The sequence below is a fragment of the Tautonia rosea genome, assembly GCF_012958305.1.
GTDB lineage: Bacteria > Planctomycetota > Planctomycetia > Isosphaerales > Isosphaeraceae > Tautonia > Tautonia rosea.
Map to the genome: position 1 here is coordinate 1 of NZ_JABBYO010000012.1, position 22,156 is coordinate 22,156.

At 59.3% G+C, this 22,156-nt stretch carries 6 protein-coding genes; 2 read left to right on the plus strand and 4 right to left on the minus strand.

The features are described from left to right. Positions 1 to 1,622 (minus strand): hypothetical protein (locus HG800_RS19580; protein WP_169978627.1); only part of this gene is annotated, 1,622 nt, incomplete at its 3' end. A gap of 970 nt (positions 1,623 to 2,592) precedes the next feature. Here HG800_RS19580 and HG800_RS19585 point away from each other — a divergent pair. After that, on the plus strand, positions 2,593 to 9,564 hold the full coding sequence (locus HG800_RS19585; RefSeq protein WP_169978629.1) for a right-handed parallel beta-helix repeat-containing protein: 6,972 nt from the start codon (positions 2,593 to 2,595) through the stop codon (positions 9,562 to 9,564). 86 nt (positions 9,565 to 9,650) lie between these two features. Here the strand turns inward: HG800_RS19585 and HG800_RS19590 are convergent, their stop codons facing one another. Then, positions 9,651 to 10,733 (minus strand): hypothetical protein, encoded by a 1,083-nt coding sequence (locus tag HG800_RS19590; RefSeq protein ID WP_169978631.1) that lies wholly within the window; start codon positions 10,731 to 10,733, stop codon positions 9,651 to 9,653. A gap of 961 nt (positions 10,734 to 11,694) precedes the next feature. Between HG800_RS19590 and HG800_RS19595 the strand changes: the two genes are divergently transcribed. Then, positions 11,695 to 15,093, plus strand: coding sequence for a hypothetical protein (locus HG800_RS19595; RefSeq protein WP_169978633.1), 3,399 nt, complete (start codon positions 11,695 to 11,697; stop codon positions 15,091 to 15,093). A 66-nt stretch (positions 15,094 to 15,159) separates the two neighbouring features. Here HG800_RS19595 and HG800_RS19600 read toward each other — a convergent pair whose 3' ends face one another. Continuing rightward, positions 15,160 to 19,515: a caspase family protein gene (locus tag HG800_RS19600; protein WP_169978635.1), complete on the minus strand. Its 4,356-nt coding sequence runs from the start codon at positions 19,513 to 19,515 to the stop codon at positions 15,160 to 15,162. Between the two features lie 59 nt (positions 19,516 to 19,574). Further along, positions 19,575 to 22,055: a bifunctional serine/threonine-protein kinase/formylglycine-generating enzyme family protein gene (locus HG800_RS19605; protein ID WP_169978637.1), complete on the minus strand. Its 2,481-nt coding sequence runs from the start codon at positions 22,053 to 22,055 to the stop codon at positions 19,575 to 19,577. Between the last annotated feature and the right edge of the window lie 101 nt (positions 22,056 to 22,156).

Sequence of the window (22,156 nt, forward strand, 5' to 3'; positions counted from 1 at the left end):
CCGCTATAGGTCGGGACGAATAGGTTTTCAGTTCGCTTGGAATGGCGAAGGGCGGCAAGTCCGTTGTATCCGGCGCGATGGCCGGGGAGAACATCGTCATCAACCGCTTGGTTGTCGACGATGACCGCCTCAATCTCACCCCGTCGCAGGATGACGTAAGGCGATTCCGACACAGTGAAAGGGATTGAAGGATCGGAGATTGTCGTTTGGTTCCCGCTTTGGGGACAATCGGTCGATTCGGGATCAGAGGGTCCAGAGGGATCGGGAGGAATCTGAATGGCGTGAAGGGTGAACGGGTAGAGTGTTGTCAGAGCGACGGTCCCGACTCGGGCAGTAGCGATTCCCATGTTGAGGAAGCGAGGGACAAGGGTGCCGTCGTCCAGGCGATGAACATCGTGATGGTCAGGTTTGACCTGTCCTGAGTCGTCCATGAAGGCCGCGTCGTCAGGATTGGAAGTGGCGATCGGGCCGAGGTCGGAGGGGGCGCGATCCCCTGGCATGTCGCGGACAACCCGGAGCAACGAACCTTCGCCCGGTCGAGTACTGGCAAACCCTGCCCAGACCGAGCCGTCGGGTCCGACACAGAGGGCGCGGCAATCGGTCGATTCGGCTCCAGCAATCAAGAGATCGAGGCTTCGCCCCCTAAGGGTGTCGCCCTCGGTGGTCAGATTATAGGCATGCCATTGATTGCCGCTCCTTGGGACGGCGAAAAAAGTCTTGCGATCGGGCGAATTGTCCCAGTTGATTGGGTGGCTGTCGGGATGGGCCAGGAGAGACTCCTCGGTTGGGGGCTGACCGTCGATGATCTGTTGCAGATGCACCAGGGTCTCGGAGTTACGGGGGTACCAGGCAATCTCACCGCCCAGAATCGGGTGATTGGCCAGTCCGAGATGGTCGACGACGATAAATGCGGACATGTGACGGCAGTCCAGCACGTCTCGGCTCTCCCCTGTCTCAAGGTTAAGCACGAGGAAGTGAGTCTGCTCGACCGGACAATGATTGGAGCAGGTTGAGATGGAGGCAAGGCCTCGAGATTCATTGGGTGTGACGTTGATGATCCCGTGATGGGGTAAGGGAATCGGATCGACATGCGTGGTCCTGGTCGCCGGGTCATCGACCATTTGGTAGCCACCAGGAGAGTCCGTGAGCCGCTCGCCAACTTGCAGAGTGCTTTGTTTCGTGCCGCAGTCGATTCGGCCGCTCTCGCCGACGTGATATCGGGTATGAATTTTGGCCTGGACGGCAAAGCCCGTCGCATTCGTGCCGATTGCTCGATGGGCGTCGACTACAATTGACATTTCGGACGATTGGGGATTGAACTCGGCGAGAGATGCGTTCACGCCATGCCTGGTAGTGCCGATGTTGATGCGACCGATCGTTCCCTCGAAAAGCGAGACGTATCCACTTTGCTCGCTGGTCGTCTCGGCAGGCACAGCGTGAGCTTTGGACCAGAGCCGATGTGAAGGCGGATCATCCGTTTGCGATCTGTCATTGCCCTGAGCCATCATGGTCAGGCCCAGGAACAGGACAATCGTGCCGAGGAGGAAGGCATGGCGGGAACGAAGAGAATAAATGGTGATTATTGATATTGGTCTCAGTCGTTCGGAAACGATTAGTTTCATCTTGGAGTTCCCAGCCTTGGAGTCTCGGTGTGGAGTGAGGTGTGACCAGGAAGGATTGATTCTGAATCAATCGCTCTTTGGTAGATATTAAGTGACTTATTGTGAGTTAAACGGTCAAAGAATGGCAATTGTTCCTGTTGGTTCTCGTGAGACGTCCTCGGTGACTCATCATGATGCCATGAACGTTCAGGAATTGAGAGAGGGATGTTTCATTCTTACCGCTCTATAGTCACAGATTGAAATCCAGTTGTTTCGAACAATATCGAGGACAGCTGTCTCGAAATCGGTTTCGATTGCAATGCGTTCACTGAAGAGGATAGCGTTCGAAACCAAAGGTATTGCCGATTCGGGACGCAACAGAGGGGACTTTGTGCTGAAGAGGGAGGCTGGATTTTCGATTCTCAAAGATGAGTTCGAACGTGATCCGATACAGAGCATCTTCGCTCAAGAAATCGACCTCTCAGGCAGTTGAAGACGGTGAGCCGAGAGACCTGAATCGTCCTCGAGACCATTTGACATCGCGGACAGTGCTGATAGACTAAAGCAAAAAATTCGCCCAATTGCTCCTGTTCGCCTGGTTTGTCAGGATGCCTGGGTTTGTCTGAATTCATGGAATTGATAATGGTTGTGTGCATCACATTCAAGGTGCAGAATGACATTGTTCATGGTGACAGACATTGTGGAGCTCGAACGCTCACCGAACTCTCAGGTCTGCGGAACTTGCAATGCATGTAGCCATCCTGTTGATGGTTTCGACATTTCCTGATTTTTCCCACCGATTGCGAAATGTCGACTCGGAATGGCGATCGTTCGGTGGACCTTGGATTCATCATCGTGCGACGTCGCTATTCAACGGATGAAATTGAGACATGTTTGTGCAGATGTATGCTGATAGGTTCCTTGATGATCGGGGCTGATTTTTCGGCAATTGATGGTTTATTTCTTGCTTTGCACCTGGAGACTCGAGCCGATGTCTCGATCCACCCGAACCGCGCGGCGAACAGACAAGCGACGTCATTCCCACCGGTCGATGACTGGCCGGCGGCGACTGGCAATGGAGGTCATGGAGCCGAGGCTCCTGCTCGCGACGTTCACCGTCTCGAATACCAATGATGACGGTTTGGGATCGTTCCGTCAGGCGCTGCTTGACGCAGGCGCGAGTCTCGATCCGAGTGATGTGATTGAGTTTGGTGTCTCGGGAACGATTGAGTTGCTTTCAGCGTTGCCGGCGATTCAGAGGGACTTGTTGATTGATGGCACGACTGCCCCAGGCTATGCGGGTGAACCCCTTGTGGTCATTGATGGGATTGGAGCGGGAGTCGGGGTTAACGGTTTGTATCTGGCTTCTGGTTCGAATGGGAGTGTGATTCGAGGGCTGGACATTCGGCAATTTTCCGGGGCAGGAATTCTCGTCGAATCGTCGGACAACGTCATTGCGAACAATCGCGTGGGGACTGATGTGACTGGGGAGTTGGACCTTGGGAATCAGGCGGGTGGGGTGGTTTTCAACGGCCCGGGAGCATCGAACAATACGCTCGGAGGCACGGTTTCTGCCGATGCGAACGTGATCGGCAGAAATGGTGTGGGGGTTCGGGTCTCCGAAGCAACGGGAGTAGCAATTCTGGGAAACTCGATTTTCCAGAATTCGGGACTGGGCATTGAGCTACTAAATGGTGGAAACAACGATCAACCTGCGCCGATCTTAGCTTCGGTCGATACCATCAACCAAACCACGATTCGTCTCAACGGAACGCTGAGCGGGGCAGCGTCGAACACGGTGTTCCTCGTACAGGTCTTCGCAAGCGACGGAGACCCAGGAGATGCGGAAGGAAGGCAATTTCTCGGCGAGTTCAACGTGACGACCAATGGGTTGGGGGAGGTCACGTTCGGAACGCTGGTGAACGCGGATCTTTCAAGCCTCGTCGGTCCAGCCATCACGGTGACGGCGTCTCGGGTCGATGGAGCCGGGAGGGAAACTTCGGAGTTCTCCAACGCGGTGATCCTGCCGGGATTCGTTGTCACCAACACATTTGATTCAGGATTCGGATCGCTTCGGCAAGCAATTCTGAATGCAAATGCAACTCCCGGTTTTGATGAGATCACCTTTGCCATCGATGGAACGATCTCACTGTTGACCCCGCTCCCGATCATCACGGATCCGGTTTCGATCAACGGGTGGTCGGCTCCCAATCGAGAGGGTCGACCGGTGATCGAACTTGATGGTCGAAATTCGATTGAGGTGGGGCTTGAAGTCGCTTCCACAGCCACCGATTCGTCTCTCCTGGGGCTGTCGATCATTCGCTTCACAGATGCGGGAGTGCTCGTCAACGGCGCGAGTGGGGTCTGGATTGCGGGAAATTATCTCGGTCTCGACGTGGAGGGCCTCCCATCGGGCAATGGTGTAGGGCTTCGGCTTCAGGAATCGGCACGATCGCTCGTCGGAGGTATGGGTTTGACACATGGCAATGTTGTGTCTGGCAATCTCAACGGAGGGGTGGAAATCCTGGGGACCGGTGCCTCGGAAAACGTTCTGGTTGGCAATGTCATCGGATCGGACTTCGATGGGCTCATCACGTATGGGAATGGGCTGGTCGGGGTTCTGATCGCGGCTGGGGCATCGGACAATCTCGTCGATGTGAATAATCGAATTGACGGGAGTGAGACGGGCATCAGGATTAGTGGGGTTGGCACGACCGGAAACCTCGTGATTGGCACAGTGATTTCTGCGGCGCAAGACGCAGGAGTCCGGATTGATTCGGGTGCGATGGAGAATCTCGTCGCCGCAGGCACGTCAATCCTTGGAAGCGAAATCGGCGTTTGGATGACCGGCACCGGGACGAATTCCAATCAGCTCGCCAATGCCTTGATTGAGGGCAGTATTCGCGATGGTGTTCGGATCGATGGAGGAGCATCTTTTAACGCGGTAGGACCGGGAAACACGATCAGAGGCAGTGGCAATGGTGGTGTGGTGATTTCCGATTCGGGGACGGTCGAGAACGTCGTGCTGGGAAACATCATTGTCAACAATTTGAATGGATTGTTAATCCTTGACGGCGCTTCAGATAACCGGGTGGAGGGAGCGAACATTATCTCTGGGAATACCGGGCTTGGCGTGTGGGTGTCAGGGACGGGTACTTCCGGGAATCTTGTGCGTAGCAATACGATCGAGGCGAATGGTGGATCGGGAATTCGGGTGGCAGAGGGAGCGACCGGCAATGAGATCGGTGGCACTTCAACGTTGGGAAACTTCGTTCGGCTCGGTGGGGGGAACGGAATCGTTCTTGAAGGTCCCGATGCCATTGACAATCTGGTTGCCGGTAATGAGGTGTCGGGCAATGCTGGGGTGGGGATCTTGGTCCTCGCAAATTCCGAGGGACTGGTTGAGGAAAATGATGTCCTTGAGAATGGTGTCGGGATTGCGATTTTCGATTCGGAAAACGTCATCGTGCGTCGCAATCGCGTGGTGGATCAACGCCAGGATACTGAGTTGCAGTTTGAGGGAGATGGCGTCTGGCTGCGCGATGCTCAGCTGATCGAGATCATTGACAACACGATCTCGGGCAATGAAGGGGATGGCATTCGGATCGAAAGATCCTCGAACAATCTCATTCTCGAGAACCGTATCGGTACGGATGACCTGGGTACCTCTATGCGAGGGAATCAGAGGTCGGGGGTCGTGATTGACTCCGGGCAAGGAAACCGACTTGATTCAAACGTGATTTCCGGGAACCAGGAGCAGGGAGTGGCGATTCTCGGGGCGCTCGCCTCGAATAACGTGCTCGTGGGAAACTGGATTGGCACCGATGCAACAGGATTGCGAATCCTACCGAATCGTGCCTCGGGTGTTCTGATTCAGGATGCCCCCTTGAACACGGTTGGTGGTTCGCCCAACACGGTCGCCTACAACCTCGGAGACGGGATCCGAGTTGAAGGTCCGGGCGCGACGGGGAATTTGATTCAGAATAACATATTTTTGCGCAACTTCGGATCGGGTGTGGCGGTGATCGATGTATTGGCCGATGAACCCGCCGAAGCGGTGGTGGTGAGGAATAACCAGGCGATTGGGAACATTCTTGACGGAGTGCAACTGGCCGGGGCGTCTGGTCATCAGGTGATCGACAACCTCATCCGGGCCAATCGTCGAGACGGAATTCGCGGGGAGCAGTCATCAACTTTACTGATCCGAGACAACCGAGTGATCGGTTTCGAGCAATTCGCTCCGGGAGATCCGGGGTTTGATAGCCCCGTCCAGCGGTTCGGAATCGCCATGGCTGGTCCGGCGAACAACGTGATGGTGGTCGGGAACACCGTGGAAGGATCATTGAGTCACGGGATTCTGTTTGTCACCGTTTCTCAGTCAATCATCGGTGGAACGAACGATCTCGATCGCAACCGTGTGTTTGACAACCAGGGAAGCGGTATTGTGGTGCGAGAGGGACAGGATGTCCGTATCATCGGAAACCGAGTGGGTTTCGATTCGTTACTGCCGATGGAGGGACAGGGCAACGGTGGATTCGGCATTCTGCTCGAAACGACCCGGAACGCCCTTGTGGGAGGGGTCGACACGGGTTCGGCGAACATCGTTGCTGCGAATATTCGGGATGGGATTGCTGTTCGCTCGCAGAGCGTCGATGTTCAGATTCTTTTCAATGTCGTCGGGCAGGTGATCGGCGATCCGGGTGGCCCACTGCCGAACCTCGGTAATGGTGGTCACGGAATCAGTGTGGCGGGGCAGTCGGAGGGCACCCTGATTCGAGGGAACCGGATCGTCGCCAACCGGGGCAGTGGTGTGCTTATTGACCGGTCGACGACGACCAGAGTCTTCGGCAATCAGATCGGCCGGGTCACACCAAACGATTTACCCGCGCTAGGAAATCAAGGGGATGGGGTGACGCTCCGTTCGGCGTCACAAAACTCCATCGGCGGGATGTCGGAGGCGGACTTCAACAACCGAAATCACATCTCCGGGAACTTCGGGTCGGGAGTATCGCTAAGGGACGGTTCGAGCGATAACGCGGTGCTGAACAACGCGATCGGTACGGACCTCAGCGGAACGAGAGGGGTTGGCAACGCGGGCTCCGGGGTCCTGGTCGAAGGTTCCCCGGGGAACCGGGTCGGTCTCCCTGGCCTTGGGAATGTCATCTCGGCCAATGGCGGACCCGGTGTGCAGGTTCTCAACGTTCAGTCATCTTCCGGGGTGCAGGGCACGGTGATCCAGTCGAATCGGATTGGGACCGACGAGTCTGGGAATGTCCCCCTGGGGAATGTCGGCAACGGAGTCTTCGTACTGGATTCGAGTGGAACACTGATCGGCGGTACCACGAGCAACACGGGCAACGTGATTGGAGCCAACGGTGGGTCAGGGGTCGAGGTGTTCGACCGCCCAGAGAATGAATTCCCGGCCTGGGGGAACATGATCCTTTCGAACCGCATTGGCATTGGGAGCGATGATGTCACGATTCTGGGGAATCGGAGCAATGGAGTTGCGCTTAACCTGACAACGGGGACGCTGGTTGGTCAGGCGGGAGCCGGGAACCTGATCGCCGGCAACGGCGATTTCGGAATCCTGGTCGGCGGCGGCTCCGACCACTCCATTCAAGGCAACCTTGTCGGTACACTGAGCACGAATCAATCCCAGGCGGCGAACACGCTGGGAGGAATCACCTTGTTCCAGTCTCCTGGAAGTCAGGTGGGTGGATTGGGATCGGGCGAGAGAAACCTTGTGATCGGGAACGCCAGTCATGGCATCTTCGTCATCGGGCCGGAGCAGGGTGCAACCGACTCGGTGCGGGTATATGGAAACCTTGTGGCTTTGAATGCTGGAGACGGTGTCCGCTATGTGGATGCGTCGATACCGGGTGGCTCTCGGGTCGGCCTGGCCTCGAACGAAGTCCTGAATAATCGAGGGAGCGGGATTGTTCTTTCGAATCTCTCGTCCCCCGGCGACGACCCCGAGGCGGGGCTACGCGTCCTGAACAACCGTTCGATTGGCAACGACGGAAACGGTGTGCAGGTAACGGATTCGCCTCGGATTCGCCTGGTCGGCAACGAGGTCGATCAGAACGGTAGCAGCGGATTTCTCGTGGTCGGGTCGCCCGACGCGGAGCTTGGGCTGAACAGGAGCCTTCGGAATGGAGGGTTTGGGGTTCTGGCGCAGGATGCTCCTGGGCTTCAGGTTAACGACAGCCGGGTGTCAGAAAACGCTGAGAGTGGGATTTTCCTCAACCGATCGAGCGGAGCCTTGGTGCAGGGGAATCTGATCTTGCGCAATGGTTTGCCGACCCGAGCCGACGGGATCCGGCTGGTTGAATCGAGCGGAGTCAGACTTGGAGGAACCTCAGACGGCCAGGGGAATGCCATCATTGGACAATCGACCGGAGCTGGGATCCGCGTGGTCAACGCTGGTCAGGAGGCACGCTCCTCAGAGGTCTTGATCCAGGGCAACCGGATTGGCTATCTCGGGCTCGTACCAAACGAGGCGAACCTCGTGGGCATCGTGCTGGACAACGCGTCGAGAGTGGTCGTTGGGGGAGCGGTCGATGCCGGTGGGAACACGATTTCGGGCAATACCACGACGGGCATCGAGGTGTTGCAGTCACCTGGCAACCTCTCGCCCTCGAACCTGATCATTTCCGGGAATTATGTCGGAACGAACTCGAATGGTACGGCCTTGCCGTCATTTCAAGGGATGAATTTGGCCCAACAGGATGGCATTGTGTTGACCAACGCCGTTGGGGTGACGGTTGGTGGTCCGGACTTCAGCGAACGGAACGTGATCTCAGGAAACACGCGATCGGGGGTCCGGATCAACGGTGCTCAGTCTCGCGAAATCCTGGTGATCGGTAATGTGATCGGAGGGGCTGACAACCCGACGCTAACGGCGATTAGCCAGATCCAGACGGAACTCGACGCACCTCCTGAAACCCAGATTCGGCCGCTCGTCGGCGTGGATGGACAGCCGATCGACCCGGTAGCCTTTACCTCGATCACGTTGATCAACGGACGGTTCATCTTCACTCCTGATCAACCGGAGGTCCAGGATATCGGGGTCCTGATCGATCGGTCCAGCAGTCACATCGTGTTTGGCAACGCCATTGCCTACACGGCGGTTGGTGTGCAGTTGGAGGAGACTCCTTCGGCCGAGTCCCTTGGCGCCGCCACACCCTTTGTGCCAAACCGGGTTCAGGGGAATGTCGTGTTCCGGAATATCAATGGGATCTACCTGTCGAATGCCGCAAACAATGAGATTGGCGCCTCGCCGGCTCCGGAGGGTCAGCGAGGCCCTGGAAACCGAATCGAGCGAAACATCTCGACCGGAGTGACGCTGTTTGGAGGTCGGTCGGTTGGGAATTTTGTGACCGGAAATCAGATTCGCTCGACTCCTCCGGAAGACTTTATCCCGGAAAACCCGAACCTGCCGAGAGACATTGGTTCGGGAATCTTCATTGACAGTGTGGCGATCAACGTTTCCCCCACGGAACTGGCTCAAGAACAGGAAGCGGTGTCGAACCTTCTTCAAGGGGGGCCGGGCACTCCGGGTCGACAGTTTATTCAACGCAACTACATCGGTCTTGGTCCGACAGCGACCTCGGGTCTCGGGAATCTGATTGTTGGGACCGTCTTCGCAGTTGTACCAGGCCAGGGCCAGCCTCGTTCGACGGTCGCAGGCGTTTACCTGTTTGGTGGGTCTGTTGGAAACGTTGTGCAGGCCAATCGAATTAACGACCCTCGCTATGGTGTCTTGCTGCTGGACTCTCCGAGGAATCTCGATCAAGTGGCTCGACAAGGGCCCAATGCCAATATCATTCAGGCACGAGAAGGAGACGTCGTCGTTCTTCAGCAGCGAACCGCTTCCAATCCAGGACGTAGAAACCGCCCTGGTCAAGTGGCGAATCAATCGTTGCCGGGTGGACCCATGACGCTCCTTGCAAATCGCCGCTGATCGTCATGATGAACCGGGCCAAGCCTCTCCTTCTAGGAAACGAGGGAGGCTCGTCCCGTCGATTGGTTCTGCCAGGAAACCGGAAATCAGTTGCCGATGATCGGTGGAGCCGTGGCATATCGCAAGCCGGGCGTCCGTGCGTAGGGCGGTACGTTGTCCAGTCGACTTGTGCCACCAAAATAGATGTTCAAGAGGACTGCAACTTCAAAGTCAAACGGTCGAGGACCCGTGACCGGGGTGATGATGGCCGAGCTCAGTAGGGCGCGATCGGTCAACCCAAAATTCACTCCATAGGTCAGGTTAACCATGTCAGGGGTTCCAAACGGATCTTCGATGTTGAACGGATCGCGATGGGTCAAGGGAGTGTTGATGTGAATTTCGAAGGTCGGTGCGATGAGCGTCAGGAACTGGCCAGGGGTTTCAGCCTGGTAGAGTAAGTAGCCGAAGCCGATGTCGTTATAGAGGAACGTCGGCAACGCGTCGGAGGCCGGGACGTCGATCGAACTAAATCCGTGGGCGTAGAAACGTCCCTGGTTATAGAAATACCCAACGAAGGGTTGAATCCAGGTGGGGTTCAGTCGTGCGAGAAAGTCGGCATTGGCGAAGCTGGCTGGTCCGGTCGGGGCAGAAATCTGAAGACCCGCCGAGACAAGCCCAACCTCCCCAAGATAAACGATGTGTTTGAGAAACAGTTGCATGTTCCCGACGGCCGTTGAGGTGCCGGCGAGGGCTGCTGCTGCGGGGGAAATCCCCACGGCCGAAACCGTCTCGATCGGCACCCGGAGCCCAAAGGAGCCCAGCCCACCGAGGTAGGTTTTCTCGAAGCCGAGCACATGGCGGTAAACGGCGATGTCACGGAAGGGGATGTTCAGCGATTCGTTGATCGACTCGTTCACATCTTGATAGTAATTGAAGGAATAGAAGACGCGGTCCTGAGGGATCGGAGACTGATTTTCTGACAGCTTGATCCCCCGGATCGACACCGGCAGGTCTCGGAGGTTGAAGTCCCCAACCTCGGGTGGTTGCAGCGGAGGACGTCCCTCCTGCGCGGCCCGCTGTTGTCGGACGAAGATGGGACCCATATCGCCGATCAGGCCGGGGAGCCCGAATCCGCCTCGGCCTACAGCGCCTCCGAGACCTGTGGCCGGAGCGCCGGCCGACGATTCCAAGGCGAGGTCTCCGAGTGAGGCGGGAGGAACCGTCGGGGCTTCGAAATCGAAACCGCCGTCAACAGGCGGAAGTTCTGAGGGGAGAGCCGGTGATGTCAATGGGCTCTCAGCATAGGGAAGGCCCGATTCGGGTACGACTCCTGGCGCAGAGCCACCAAATTGAGGCGAGGGGATGTCGGTCCAGTCTCCAGGTGGAGTGGCCATGAGTGGCATCGATCCGTAGCCCGACTGATCGCGACTGATCGATTGAGCGGACGGGACACCGACTGGCCCGGCTGGTCTCAAGGTCTGAGAACGATACCCGCTCTGATGTTCAATCACATCGGTACTGAGGGGTAATACCGGAACCGTGGTATAGGGCGAGTCGGAGCTGAGAGAAGTGGCCGGGTGCTGATAACCCTGTGGATAGGCGGTGACTGTTGGTGCGGGAGCGTGTTTGGGGGGCGAGATCGGAGGATGCAGGGACTGACCGTGAGCAAGACTGGTTGCTACGAGTCCGTTTACCGCAATCCCGGTGATTCGAAGACGTCGGGACATCCATTTCATTGCACTCACTCCTCTTGTCAGGTCAGTGAGGGTCGCTGAACCCAGGGCCCACAAAGGCCCTGATTTAGTGATGTCCGTCCGTCCGATCGCCTACACCCGTCGTCCATCTTGAAGAAGGACAATGAAGTGTCATGGATTTATCGGCCAAACCAGTGTGTCGACTTGTTCCTTTTCTGACGGTTATGCTGAAACTCGCGGTTCGTGGCACCATTGCTCGATCGGGCTCTCGGCCATTCGGGAATGCGAGGATCGGGACCAGGGGCTATGGTTCAGTTCGAGGCAATTCGCAGAAGTTCGGAACGATAAGCGGAAGGACCGTCACATGCGGTGGCTCATTGCATCAGGTGATCGACCGCGAAGCCTCCTTTGGAATGGCAAGGCAGGGCGGAGCCTTCCTATACGTCTGAACTGGGTCGTGCTGGTTATCACCCTGGGAGTCTGGAGCGGAGTGGTTGTTGGCCAATCATCCATCCGCGATTTCAGCAAGCCAATCCTGGTCCACAATGGTGGGGGGCACTCGGCTGAGTTGCGGGTGCTATTATTCGCTGATGATCGAACGCTCCTCTCGGCTGGCATGGACAAGGTTGTCAATGTTTGGGATTTTTCGGACGGACGAGAGCGATTGTCGGCAACTCTCCGTCCTCCGATCTTTCGCGGGCTGGCCGGGTCCATCTATACGATTGCGTTGTCTCCCTCATCTGATGCCGAGGGGCAGCGCGTGCTCGCGGTTGCCGGCTATGGCGTGGATTCAAGCGGTGGGGAAATCACGCTTTATGCCTATCCGAAGCTGATGGAGCCGGATGGGAATGCTCCGATCTCCCGGATCACCGACCTCGATCCGAATGTTGCTCCCAAACAACGCATTGGTCATCGCGACGTGGTGCGAGGATTGAGCTTTTCTCCAGACGGTCGCATGCTCGCCTCGTGCAGCCTGGATGGCACGGTGCGAATCTGGGATCTTCAGGATCTTCCACCGACCCCGGTAGCTGTCTTGAACGATCACGTGGGAGGAGTCCAGGCGGTGGCTTTCCTTCCTGATGGTCAGCGGGTCGCCAGCGCCGGGGATGATGGAATCGTCCGCATCTGGGACTGGAGGAATAATCTGATTTCGCGGTCGGTGCAACCGGAGAACTTGAGCGAAGACCAGCTCCGGATCAACGCTCTGGTCGTCGACCCTTCGGGACGATTCGTGATCGCTGGTCGAGAGAATGGAATGCTCATTCGCTTTGAAACGGCGAATCTCAGGATTTTCGAATTCCTCAACCGCGATGCTCTGGATGCGAACGGACGACTCACCCACGGTTCGATCGAAGCACTTGCCATCAGTTCCGATGGCGAGTTGCTCGCGGTCAGTGTATTGAAGTACCGGTCGGGGGGTGAGGCCGAGCTTCCTCGGAGTGAGTGTGACATCGTCGTTCGGCGCTTTCCAGACGGGCGTCGGTTGAGAAATCTGGTCTATACAAGAGCTCGTGCTCTGGGTCTTGCATTCAGTCCGGATGGTTCGAGGCTGGCAATTGGCGGAGGGGATCGCCAGGCCGCCTACGTTGCGGACCCTCGAAAATCACTTGCAGATCAGCAGATGATGGTTCTTTCTGGCGATGGGGCAACGCTCTGGGATGTCGGGTTTCTGAACGATGAGGGCACTTCGCTCGCGTATTCTCGGAGACGGCCGCTCCAGCCGGACGAGCCCCGCCCGTACGAGGGATTCGACCTTGCCGCTCGGACGGTAGTTTCGGTCGAAGATGCCGGTCAAGTTCGAGGAGCGCTCGAAACGTTCGAGGGGTGGTCGGTCAGGCCAACGGGCATTTATGCGATTGAGTTGATCGGCCCAGACGGTCGGGTTCGGGCGACGATCGAGTTGGATCGAGTGAGGGAGCGTCGCTGGTGGTGCTACAGTTTTCTGCCGGCGGAGGGTGGTCGCGAGGAGTTGATGTTGGCGGTCGGCTGTGAGGGAGGAGTGGTCCTTTACCGGGCTCGGGACGGTCGAAAGACCCGAGTTTTATCAGGGCACGAAGGACCGGTGCTCGGCATGGCACCCTCCGCCGATGGTCGATGGCTCGCCACCGTCTCGGACGATCAGACCATTCGGCTTTGGTCGCTGGAGGGGGTCGATCAGCGTCCGCCGCTGGGTGCGACCTTTCAGAGAGATGATCAGGGACGCTGGGAAGTTGCCGAGGTTGTCGCCGGAAGCATGGCTGATTTGATGGGCCTGAATGTGGGAGATCGGGTCGATGAGGCTGGGATTGAAGGGGTGAACGGCAACGCTCCGATTCCGATCGAGCAGTTCTCGAGCCTGGTCGATGATTCGGTGCCCAATCGCTTGATCTATCTTCAGGTTATTCGAGATGGTGAAGCCGATCGGTTTCCAGTGGGTACGACCAAGCGGGACAGTCCGTTGTTGAGTTTCTATCCTGGGGTCGACCGAGAATGGGTCCTCTGGATGCCGGAAGGGTATTACGATACGTCGGTTGCTGGCGACCATCGGCTCATTGGATGGCATGTCAATCCCCCGATTGGTGCCTTGATGGAGCCGACACGGTTCCATCCTTTGAGTCGCTACGAGGAGCAACTGCTCAGGCCAGAGGCCATCGATACGTTGCTTCAAACCGCCGACCGAGGTGCGGCGGTTGCGATCGCTCGGGGAGGGGCCGACGAGGCCCCTGTCCGCATCCTTGCACCACCGACAATTACCTTCGAAGGGGTGCCGGAACGGGTCCAGGCTCCGGAGCTTACGATCGCGGCGACCGCGACGGCCGCCGAGTCTCGGTTGATTCGGTCGTTCTCCTTTCGGGTGGGTACGAAAGGTTTTGGCGGCGTTGACCCGGACGAGCCGCCGCCATCGCTCCGGGCCGAGCGGGAATTGACGCTCCAACTCGGCACGAACCTGATTGTGGTTGAGGCGGTCGATGATCAGGGAGTGAGCAACACGGAAACGGTTCGCGTGGTTTATGAGCCGCCAACCCTGCCCGAACCTCCTCGAGGACCGGCACTGGTGATTCGGTCGATCGGAGTCGAGGCGTTCGGCGAGGATGTTCCCTCGATCGCGTCGGCTTCGCGAGATGCGGAGCAGATCGCGTCATTCCTTGCTGCACCGACCGATCAGTCTCGCTTCCCGGAATCGCAGATTGATCGGGACGTGCTCGGTGCAGCGAATGATGCGCAAGGTGTGTTCTCGGCCACGAGTGACCAGATTGCCGAGGTCTTTGAGGAGCTTCGAGCGCGGGCCGACTCGGGGGCACTGAGGGCCGGCGACTCGGTGTTCGTTGTGCTGGAGTCGCATCTGGTGGTGCCTTCCGGAGGACGATCGCAGCTGATGTTGCTCGGAAGCGATGCGACCGCCGACGCAACGCCACCCGCCCCTGCAGTGGATGCTGGACTTGTTTCCGAGGTCCTGGAGCGGCTTTCAAGTGAGGGTTGCCAGGTTGTCCTGTTGCTTGATGGGTTGCACCATCCCGACTGGATTGGTCGGGGCTACGACCTCTGGGTGCGTGACCTGGCCTACCGACGGGGGGTGATCGTCCTCGTTGCATCGAAGCAACGGCCGAGCGAGCGGTTGGCGACGCTCGGAGCCTTTGCCCAGGCAGTCATCGAATCGGTCACGGTGAGAGCCCGGATCCGGCCGATGGTCGATCCTGACGAGCCGATTACCCTCGACGACTTCCGGGCCAGCGTGATCCGAAGAGTTGCCGAGTTCACGTCGAACCGACAGGTTGCGGATCTTTACTTCGATCCCGACTCGTTCCGACTGCCGGGAGAGATTGCCATCTTCGACCCGCAGGTTCCCGTGCCGAAGGGGTTTGCCTCAAATGAGTAATGGCGAGGGATGACGTGTTCACTGCTGAGTCGTGAAGGTCCCTTGAATCCATCGATCACGCACAGCTCAAGGAAGTACCACGAGCGGGAAACTGGCGGAGGAGGAATCGGCTGAACCCTGCGCAAGCGTATTCGTGTTCGGGAGGTCCCCTTCGCCACGAGCCCCTCTCATGGCCAGGGGGATACCGAGAAAATGCTCGGCGAGGGCGGGAAGGGTCAAGTTGGCGTATTGCCTCAATTCGTCAGCTCGGATCAAGGAATCGCCGTTCAGGTCAGCCATGGGATATTGATCGAAGATCGTTAACCCTGAGACCTCTCGCAGTCCGCCTGCTCCCATACCTCGGAGGAGGCTGTAGCTGAGCAAGCCGTGTTCAAGTTCCGAGGCTTCAAGTGCACGTTCCCCTCGGCGAGCGGCCAGGATGTAAGAGGTTCGTGCCTCGTAGGCATCGCGGTCGGCCAAGCGACGCATCAAGAGACTAACACCACGGTCGTCGAAGATGGCATCAGCTTGACAGGCGTCGATGATGACGAGCCGGTTGAGGGCATCGAGCGTAAGCATCTGGCGATAGATCTCAGCATAAGGCAAGACCACCGGATCAAGGATCGGGTCGCGGCCGGGCCGAGGGGCGCGACTTTCGGTTGAGTCATGGGCACCTCGCATGGCGACCAGCTCGGGTAAGGGCATCGAGGTCTGTCCTGGGAGACGGGTGGGCAAATCGGCTTCGGGCAAGAGCAAGCAGAAGAACTCGCGACGGACATCGGTGTGACCAGCGAGGAAGACCACCACGGTGTCCTCAGGATGGTCGCGGATCTCTTGCCGAAGGGACCGGAAGACGTCTTCAACGGATTCCCGGCTGACCGCATCGTTGGTGAGAACAACGGTTTTTCCCACGCTTCCCGGGGCGTGTTTCCCGAAATGGCTTGCCAGAGCCTGTGCGTCGAGATGGGCAAACTGCAATGCTTGTTCGGGGTTCTTCCGGTAGTCGCTCACGCCGAGCGCCAGCACATGCAATCGGCCAGGGGTGGGAACGTCGCATTGGAGCCGGAGAATGTCGGAGCGGCCGTCGATTGTGCCGGGACGACTGGCCAGGGCGTAGATCTGATTTTCGCCCTCAACGAGTGTTAGTGGCAGACGGAAACGGCGGCTATCGGGCTCAGGTACCGCGAGACTCGATCCGTTGTGATAGAGCCTCAGACTCTCAATCTCCTCGCCGCCAAGGCTCACGACCAACTCAACCGTGCGGCGGTTTGGATCGTGAGGTGAGGCCGGTTCAAGCATGACAAGTGGGGGTCTCGTCGACGGTAAGGGAGGTGGCTCGGGACGTTCTCCTCGTCGAAGAACGTCGGTCAGGCCGTAGACATGCCGTTGAGCAACCAGTTGATCGAGGTACGCCACCCGATCGTCGTCGTTCCCCGGCGCAAGCTGGTCGTTGATCCGCCAGGCGACCCGACGCTCCCCGTCGGGAGAGGCGTCGAAGAGCCCTTCTGGAGTGAAGGCGACCCAGCTCGCGCCAGTCTCCGAGGCGGTGAGTGTGCCGAGCAACTCTGACGGGTTCGTTTGCCAGAGGCGAACGGTCGCGTCTTGACTGGCACTGGCGAGGATCGGTTGGTTGGTCCAGAAGGCCAGGGAGTGGACTCGTTCCTGGTGATTCACACCAGTGGTTCCGAGTGCAATCGGCCGGCCGGGATCGTCCACCTGACGGAGAACGATCCGGCGATCATCACCGGCTGCGGCCAGTAGTTGGCCATCAGCCGAGAAGGCGACGGAGGCAACGGCACCATCAAGCCGAGTGACCGGTGTGGTGGCCCCGGTGTTGAGATTCCAGAGTTCCAGGCGTCCGTCTCGGCGACCGAGCAACACGAGCCCAGCGTTACGGGGAGCAATCGCTCCGGCCGTGATCTCAACGGCCGAGCCGTTCGGGGCATCGTTCGCGGGATCGAGCACGCGGGGAGCGAGCACCGGCTCGGCCTGTTCGTCGAGGTCCCAGACTTTCGCGATGCCGAGGTCGTCAGCCACGAAGAGGCGGCGGCCGTCGGTCGAAAGATCCAGGGCCGCCACGCTCCCGTCGAGATCGCGGAGCGGTTCGCTAAGTAGCTCGCCGGTGTTGGCATCCCAGAGGCAGATGAAGGCCGGGCCGGTCTCGTTGGCTGCGGCAATCCGGGACCCGTCGCCGGAACTGGTCAGCAAGGTGAACCGAGTTCGCGATGGTCGGTTCCGAATGGAGGGGCGATCGAAGCGAACGGGGAGTCGCGCAAGGGTGGGGACATCAAAAAGCGCCGGTCCTCCCGGGGAGCCCGCAATCGGGGCTTGAAGGAGGGCGAGGCGGTTGTCGTCGAGAAATCGGCCTGCGAATTCGAAGCGGCCGGGAATGGTGCGCACGCCTCGGCCATCAGCCTCGGCTAGGTCCCAGATCAAGGCGGAGCCTGTCGATTCGTCATCCTGGACGAGATGGAGCAGATGGCGGCCGTCTGGTGAAACGGCGACGTGACGGATCGCGCCGGTCCCTCGCTCGACAGTGGGCCGAGCGGTTCCCGCCGGCAGGTCCCAGGAGCGAAGACTACCCTGTCCATCGCCAGAGACAAGAATGTCGCCCCCTGGATTGAAGGCGAGGGAGAGCGCCGCGCCGTTTCCGGCATTATCCAGGAGGATCGGTTGTGCGGATCGGCCGTCGGCGGTGAGATCCCAGGCGAGGATCTTCCCCGAGAAGGTCGAGCAGGCCGCCAACCGTCGTCCATCGGCCGAGAGGGAGATGTGGTCGATCGTCTCACCTAGATCGAGGGGGGCTGCGGGGCCGTGATGATCCTCGGAAATGACGATCAAGGATGATCCGGCAGCCGCCACCAGCCATCGGGGTGCGACTCGAAGTGAGGAGATCGCCTGGCCGATCTGATGTTCACTCAGGATTCGACCCTCGATTCCGACGGTAACGATCCGTCCGTCTGTGGTCCCGATGACCAGCCGATCACCCGAGGGGCCAAGCGCGAGTGCCCCTGAAGCCGATTCCGGAGCACGCAACGCGCGGAGGAACTGTCCGGTGGGAGTGTAAAGATTGATCTGACGAGAGCGATTCTCCTCGACCATCAAGGCGAAGCCGACACCCTCGGGATCGGTGGCCGTGGTGATGGCGAAGGCTCCGGCGTCGGCGATGATCGTGGAGAGGCTGACTTCGGGCAGCGTCAGATCCCAGACGGCACATCGTCCTGCCTCGTCGAGCGTGACGGCATGGGTCTCGCCAGGCAAGAACTGAGCCGACCGGACGGGAGACTCGTGGACGACAGCTCGGGGAGATCGCCATCGCTCCAGGCTCAGGTCGTAGACGGCGACCTCGCCCTGACCACCTCCAATCAGGAGTGTCGAGGCGTCGGAGCTGATCGCGAGGGAGCGGGCACCGACCAGGACTCCGGACAGAACGCGGAGCAGTTCCTCCCCTGCCCCTCTCCAGACTCGGACGGTCGAGTCCATGCTGGCGGTGATCATCTGGCCTCCATCCGGCGTAAAGGCGACGGCGATGACACGGTCGCCGTGGCCTCGCTGGACGATCGGCTCGGTGATGAGGTCGCGAGCCGGGCGGATGGCATCTCGAACGAGGGAGAGATTGAGATCGAACCCGCCGGATGTCTGTATGCGTTGCCCGGCAAGGTCCGAATCGCGGCGGAGCCGGTCGAGTGCTGCCGAGAGATTGCGAGCGCCCTGTCGATTGCCGAGGGCCTCGATCAATCGGGAGGTGAACAGGCCGCGGCCGTCGCGGGTTTCGCGGGCGGGGCCGTCCGAGGCGGCAAGCCAGGCGGTCGTCCCTGGCCATCGCTGCACACTACGGAGCATGCGGGAGGCAGGGGCGGGATCGTACGGTACTCCGTTGGGGGCCACGGGACGCACTCGACCGGATGGACCGGTGTCGAGCAGGCAAAGGATTGGATGATCACCTCGGGAGGCGATCGGATCAAGGGCGTCGCCGAGCGACCAGCCAGTCCCATCGAGGTCGGAGAGGCGGGCGTCGAGGGGGAGAAGGTAATCGCGGGGCGGGTCTCCTGGTTTTGCGTTTGGAACGGGCGGGAGGCTGACGGCCTGACCGGCGAAGTAGACGACGATGCGGTCTCCCGGTCGAACGCGATCGGTAAGCCATTGGGTAATCGCGTGGTCGAGGTTGGCCCGGATCGGGCGCAACTGGGCTGGAGCCCCAGGAATCATCAGCCTGATGTGGTCGGCTGGCCAACCGGCCTCGGTCGTGAGCCAGGTGGCGAAGGCTTCGGCATCGCGGGCCGCGCCCCGAGAGCCAGGTAAGGCGCGGCCCTCAGTGTACTCGTCGATCCCGATGACAACGGCCCAAAGCTCGGGATCGGCAGAGGGAGCGGAGCGGGCCTGGTCCTCCAGAGACACGGCAAGCCCGGCCATTGTGAGCACCGCGATCGGAAGGAGTCCCATGATGTTGATCCTTTCGGCTCAATTGGCCGAGCGCGGGCTGTCACGAATCGGATTTCGAATCATTCGGGCTTGATGAGAGCAGACGGGTCAGAAGGAAGGGGAAGAAATTCGACAACCACGCGGAAGCCGAGATCGTGATCGCTATGATTCAGGGGGCCTTTATAGTCGACCGTGGTGGCGTCGGCGCGCCAGGTGGTGCGGGCTGTCTCTGGGAATTCCGTGAGGTAAGAGCCTCCTCGGATCACGTAGTTGGCCTCCTCCCGATCGACGGGTTCCTCAAGTGGGTCGGTGCTGGAAGCGTGCCGACCATAAGGCCGCCAGACGTCTCGGCACCACTCGCGGAGGTTGCCAGCCAGGTCGAGTATTTCCTGATCGGTGATGTCTCCTGAGGCGATCCGGTTTTGGAGACGGTCGTCGGGCGAGAGGGTTGCTTCGTGGGTTGGGGCCAGGGAGAAGACGAGACCGGAATCAATGTTGGCGCGTTTCTTGTCTTCTTCAAAACCCCAGACGAAGGGTCGGTCCTGACCTCGGGATCGGGCAGCGTATTCCCACTGAGCCTCGGTCGGAAGCTGTCCTGAGACATGGTGAGCGTAGGCTTCAGCAAGTTCACGGGTGACACCAGCGGCGGGGTGGGCAAGAAACTTCACCCCGGCTCGCTGGAGATCGTCGATCGCTTGCCGGTAGATTTCCAGGTCCGACGAAGTGCGATCCCACTGCTCGACCTCGTTGAGAAACGCCTCCATTTCACCGACGGTTACCTCGGCTTGCTGCAGGTAAAAGGTGGAGAGAACGACCTGGTGCCGCGGTTGTTCCTCTGGGAGCGTTTTCATTCCGCCGTACTCATCGGGCGCTCCCATCTCGAAGCCATACTCATCGGTCCCGAGGACGAGCATGAAACGGGGACCATCCTCCCGAACGATGGCATTGGGCAAGCCATCGGTTTCACCGGCCGCGGTGTCGGGAGTGTACCCCCTGGGAAAATAGGCTCCGGAGTGCCGGAAGAGGCGGAGACCGTCGGAATTGCGGATGATGACCGAAGGGTTTCCGCCCGGGTCAGGCAGGGCATCGTCGCCAGGGGTAAATCCTCGATCCGCAAGATATGCCAGGATCGAGGGAGGAAACGTGCTCGGAATCTCATCGGTGTGGGCCTGGGGAGCAGTAGTCTTGTTGTCCCATGCTCCGTCGAAGGACCGGACGGCGATCAGGGCCGAGGCCGCAACGGCGACCGTCGCGAGGATTCCCGTGACGATCCATCGAGCAATCCGCCATCGTCGGTTCCGCAGAAGGGGATCGGACTCTGGCTTGAGGGGGAGCGTGGGTTGCGAGGGGTTCGGAACTCGTCGAGGTTCGGTCGGAGGGGGGGGCTGGAACTCGGTGAAGACCTCTGTGGGGCTAAGAACAGAGAAGACGGCTTCAAGCAGATCTTGGCGGAGTTCTTCGGCGGAAGAGGGCCGATCGTTGCGATCCTTGGCAAGGCAGCGGAGGATCACCTGCTCCACAGCGGGGGGAGCCTCGACTCCCTCGTGATCGGAGAACGGCGGGGGCGGCTCGAAGCAGTGGGCGAAGAGTAGTTGTTCAGGCTTCTTTTGCGGGAACGGGCGGTGGCCGGTGAACATCTCGTACAGGATGACCCCGAGCGAGTAAAGGTCGCTGCGATGATCGGGAGACTCGTCCTTGATCTGCTCAGGGCTGGCGTAGGCGGCGGTGCCGATGAACCCTTCGGTTCCGAGAGTCTGCGTGGCGATGCCACTCTCGGCCCCATCTTGCTGTTCAATGAGCTTGGCGATGCCGAAGTCAAGGACCTTGAGGAACTCCTTACCGGGTTCTCGGTCGGCAAGAAGCATGATGTTTTCCGGCTTCAGATCGCGATGGACGATGCCGTGGCGATGTGCCTCGCCGAGGACGTCGCAGAGCTGCGAGGCAAGTCGAGCGATGCAGTCCATCGCCATCGAATGACGTGCACCAAGCTCGTGCCGAAGGGAGCGGCCCCGGATGTATTCCATCTCGATGTAAGGCACCCCATTCGCCACTCCTGTGGCATGCACCACTGTGGCGTGGGGGTGCGAGGAGATCTTGGCCATCAATTTCGCTTCGCGAGTGAAGCGTTGACGGAGCGACTTGCTGCCGACGAGGCTCGGATTGATCACCTTGAGCACGCGTTTCGCATCAAGGCCGGTGTTTCGAACGAGCCAGACGGCCCCCATACCGCCCTCGCCGAGGTGTTCGAGCACCTCGTACTGATCGAGCAAGACCATGCCAGGGTGGATCAACCCGATCTGGCTAGGGAGGTCGGCGGAGGGATGATTTTCGGTTTCGGGAACGCTGATGGAAGGAGGTCGGAAACCTCCTTCAGTTGAGGAGAGTTTGCCAGTGGATTCCTGCTCCGTAAGCGGATCGGGCGACGAGGAGCCTTGCGATGGCGGAGTTGATCCTCCGACCTGGGAGCCGGAGGGGGAGAGTAGGTTGAGGGTCTTGCCGGGGTCATCGTCCGGCGGAGGGGTCGGATTCCCGTTGGGGTTTGGATTCGGCTTCGGATCCATGATCTCTCCCTTGGGTCGGCGCTGAGGCCTACTACGATCACGAGCGACGGTCACTGATGCGGGCGGTCTGCGATCAGGCCCTAGGGATTGACCAGGAGGCC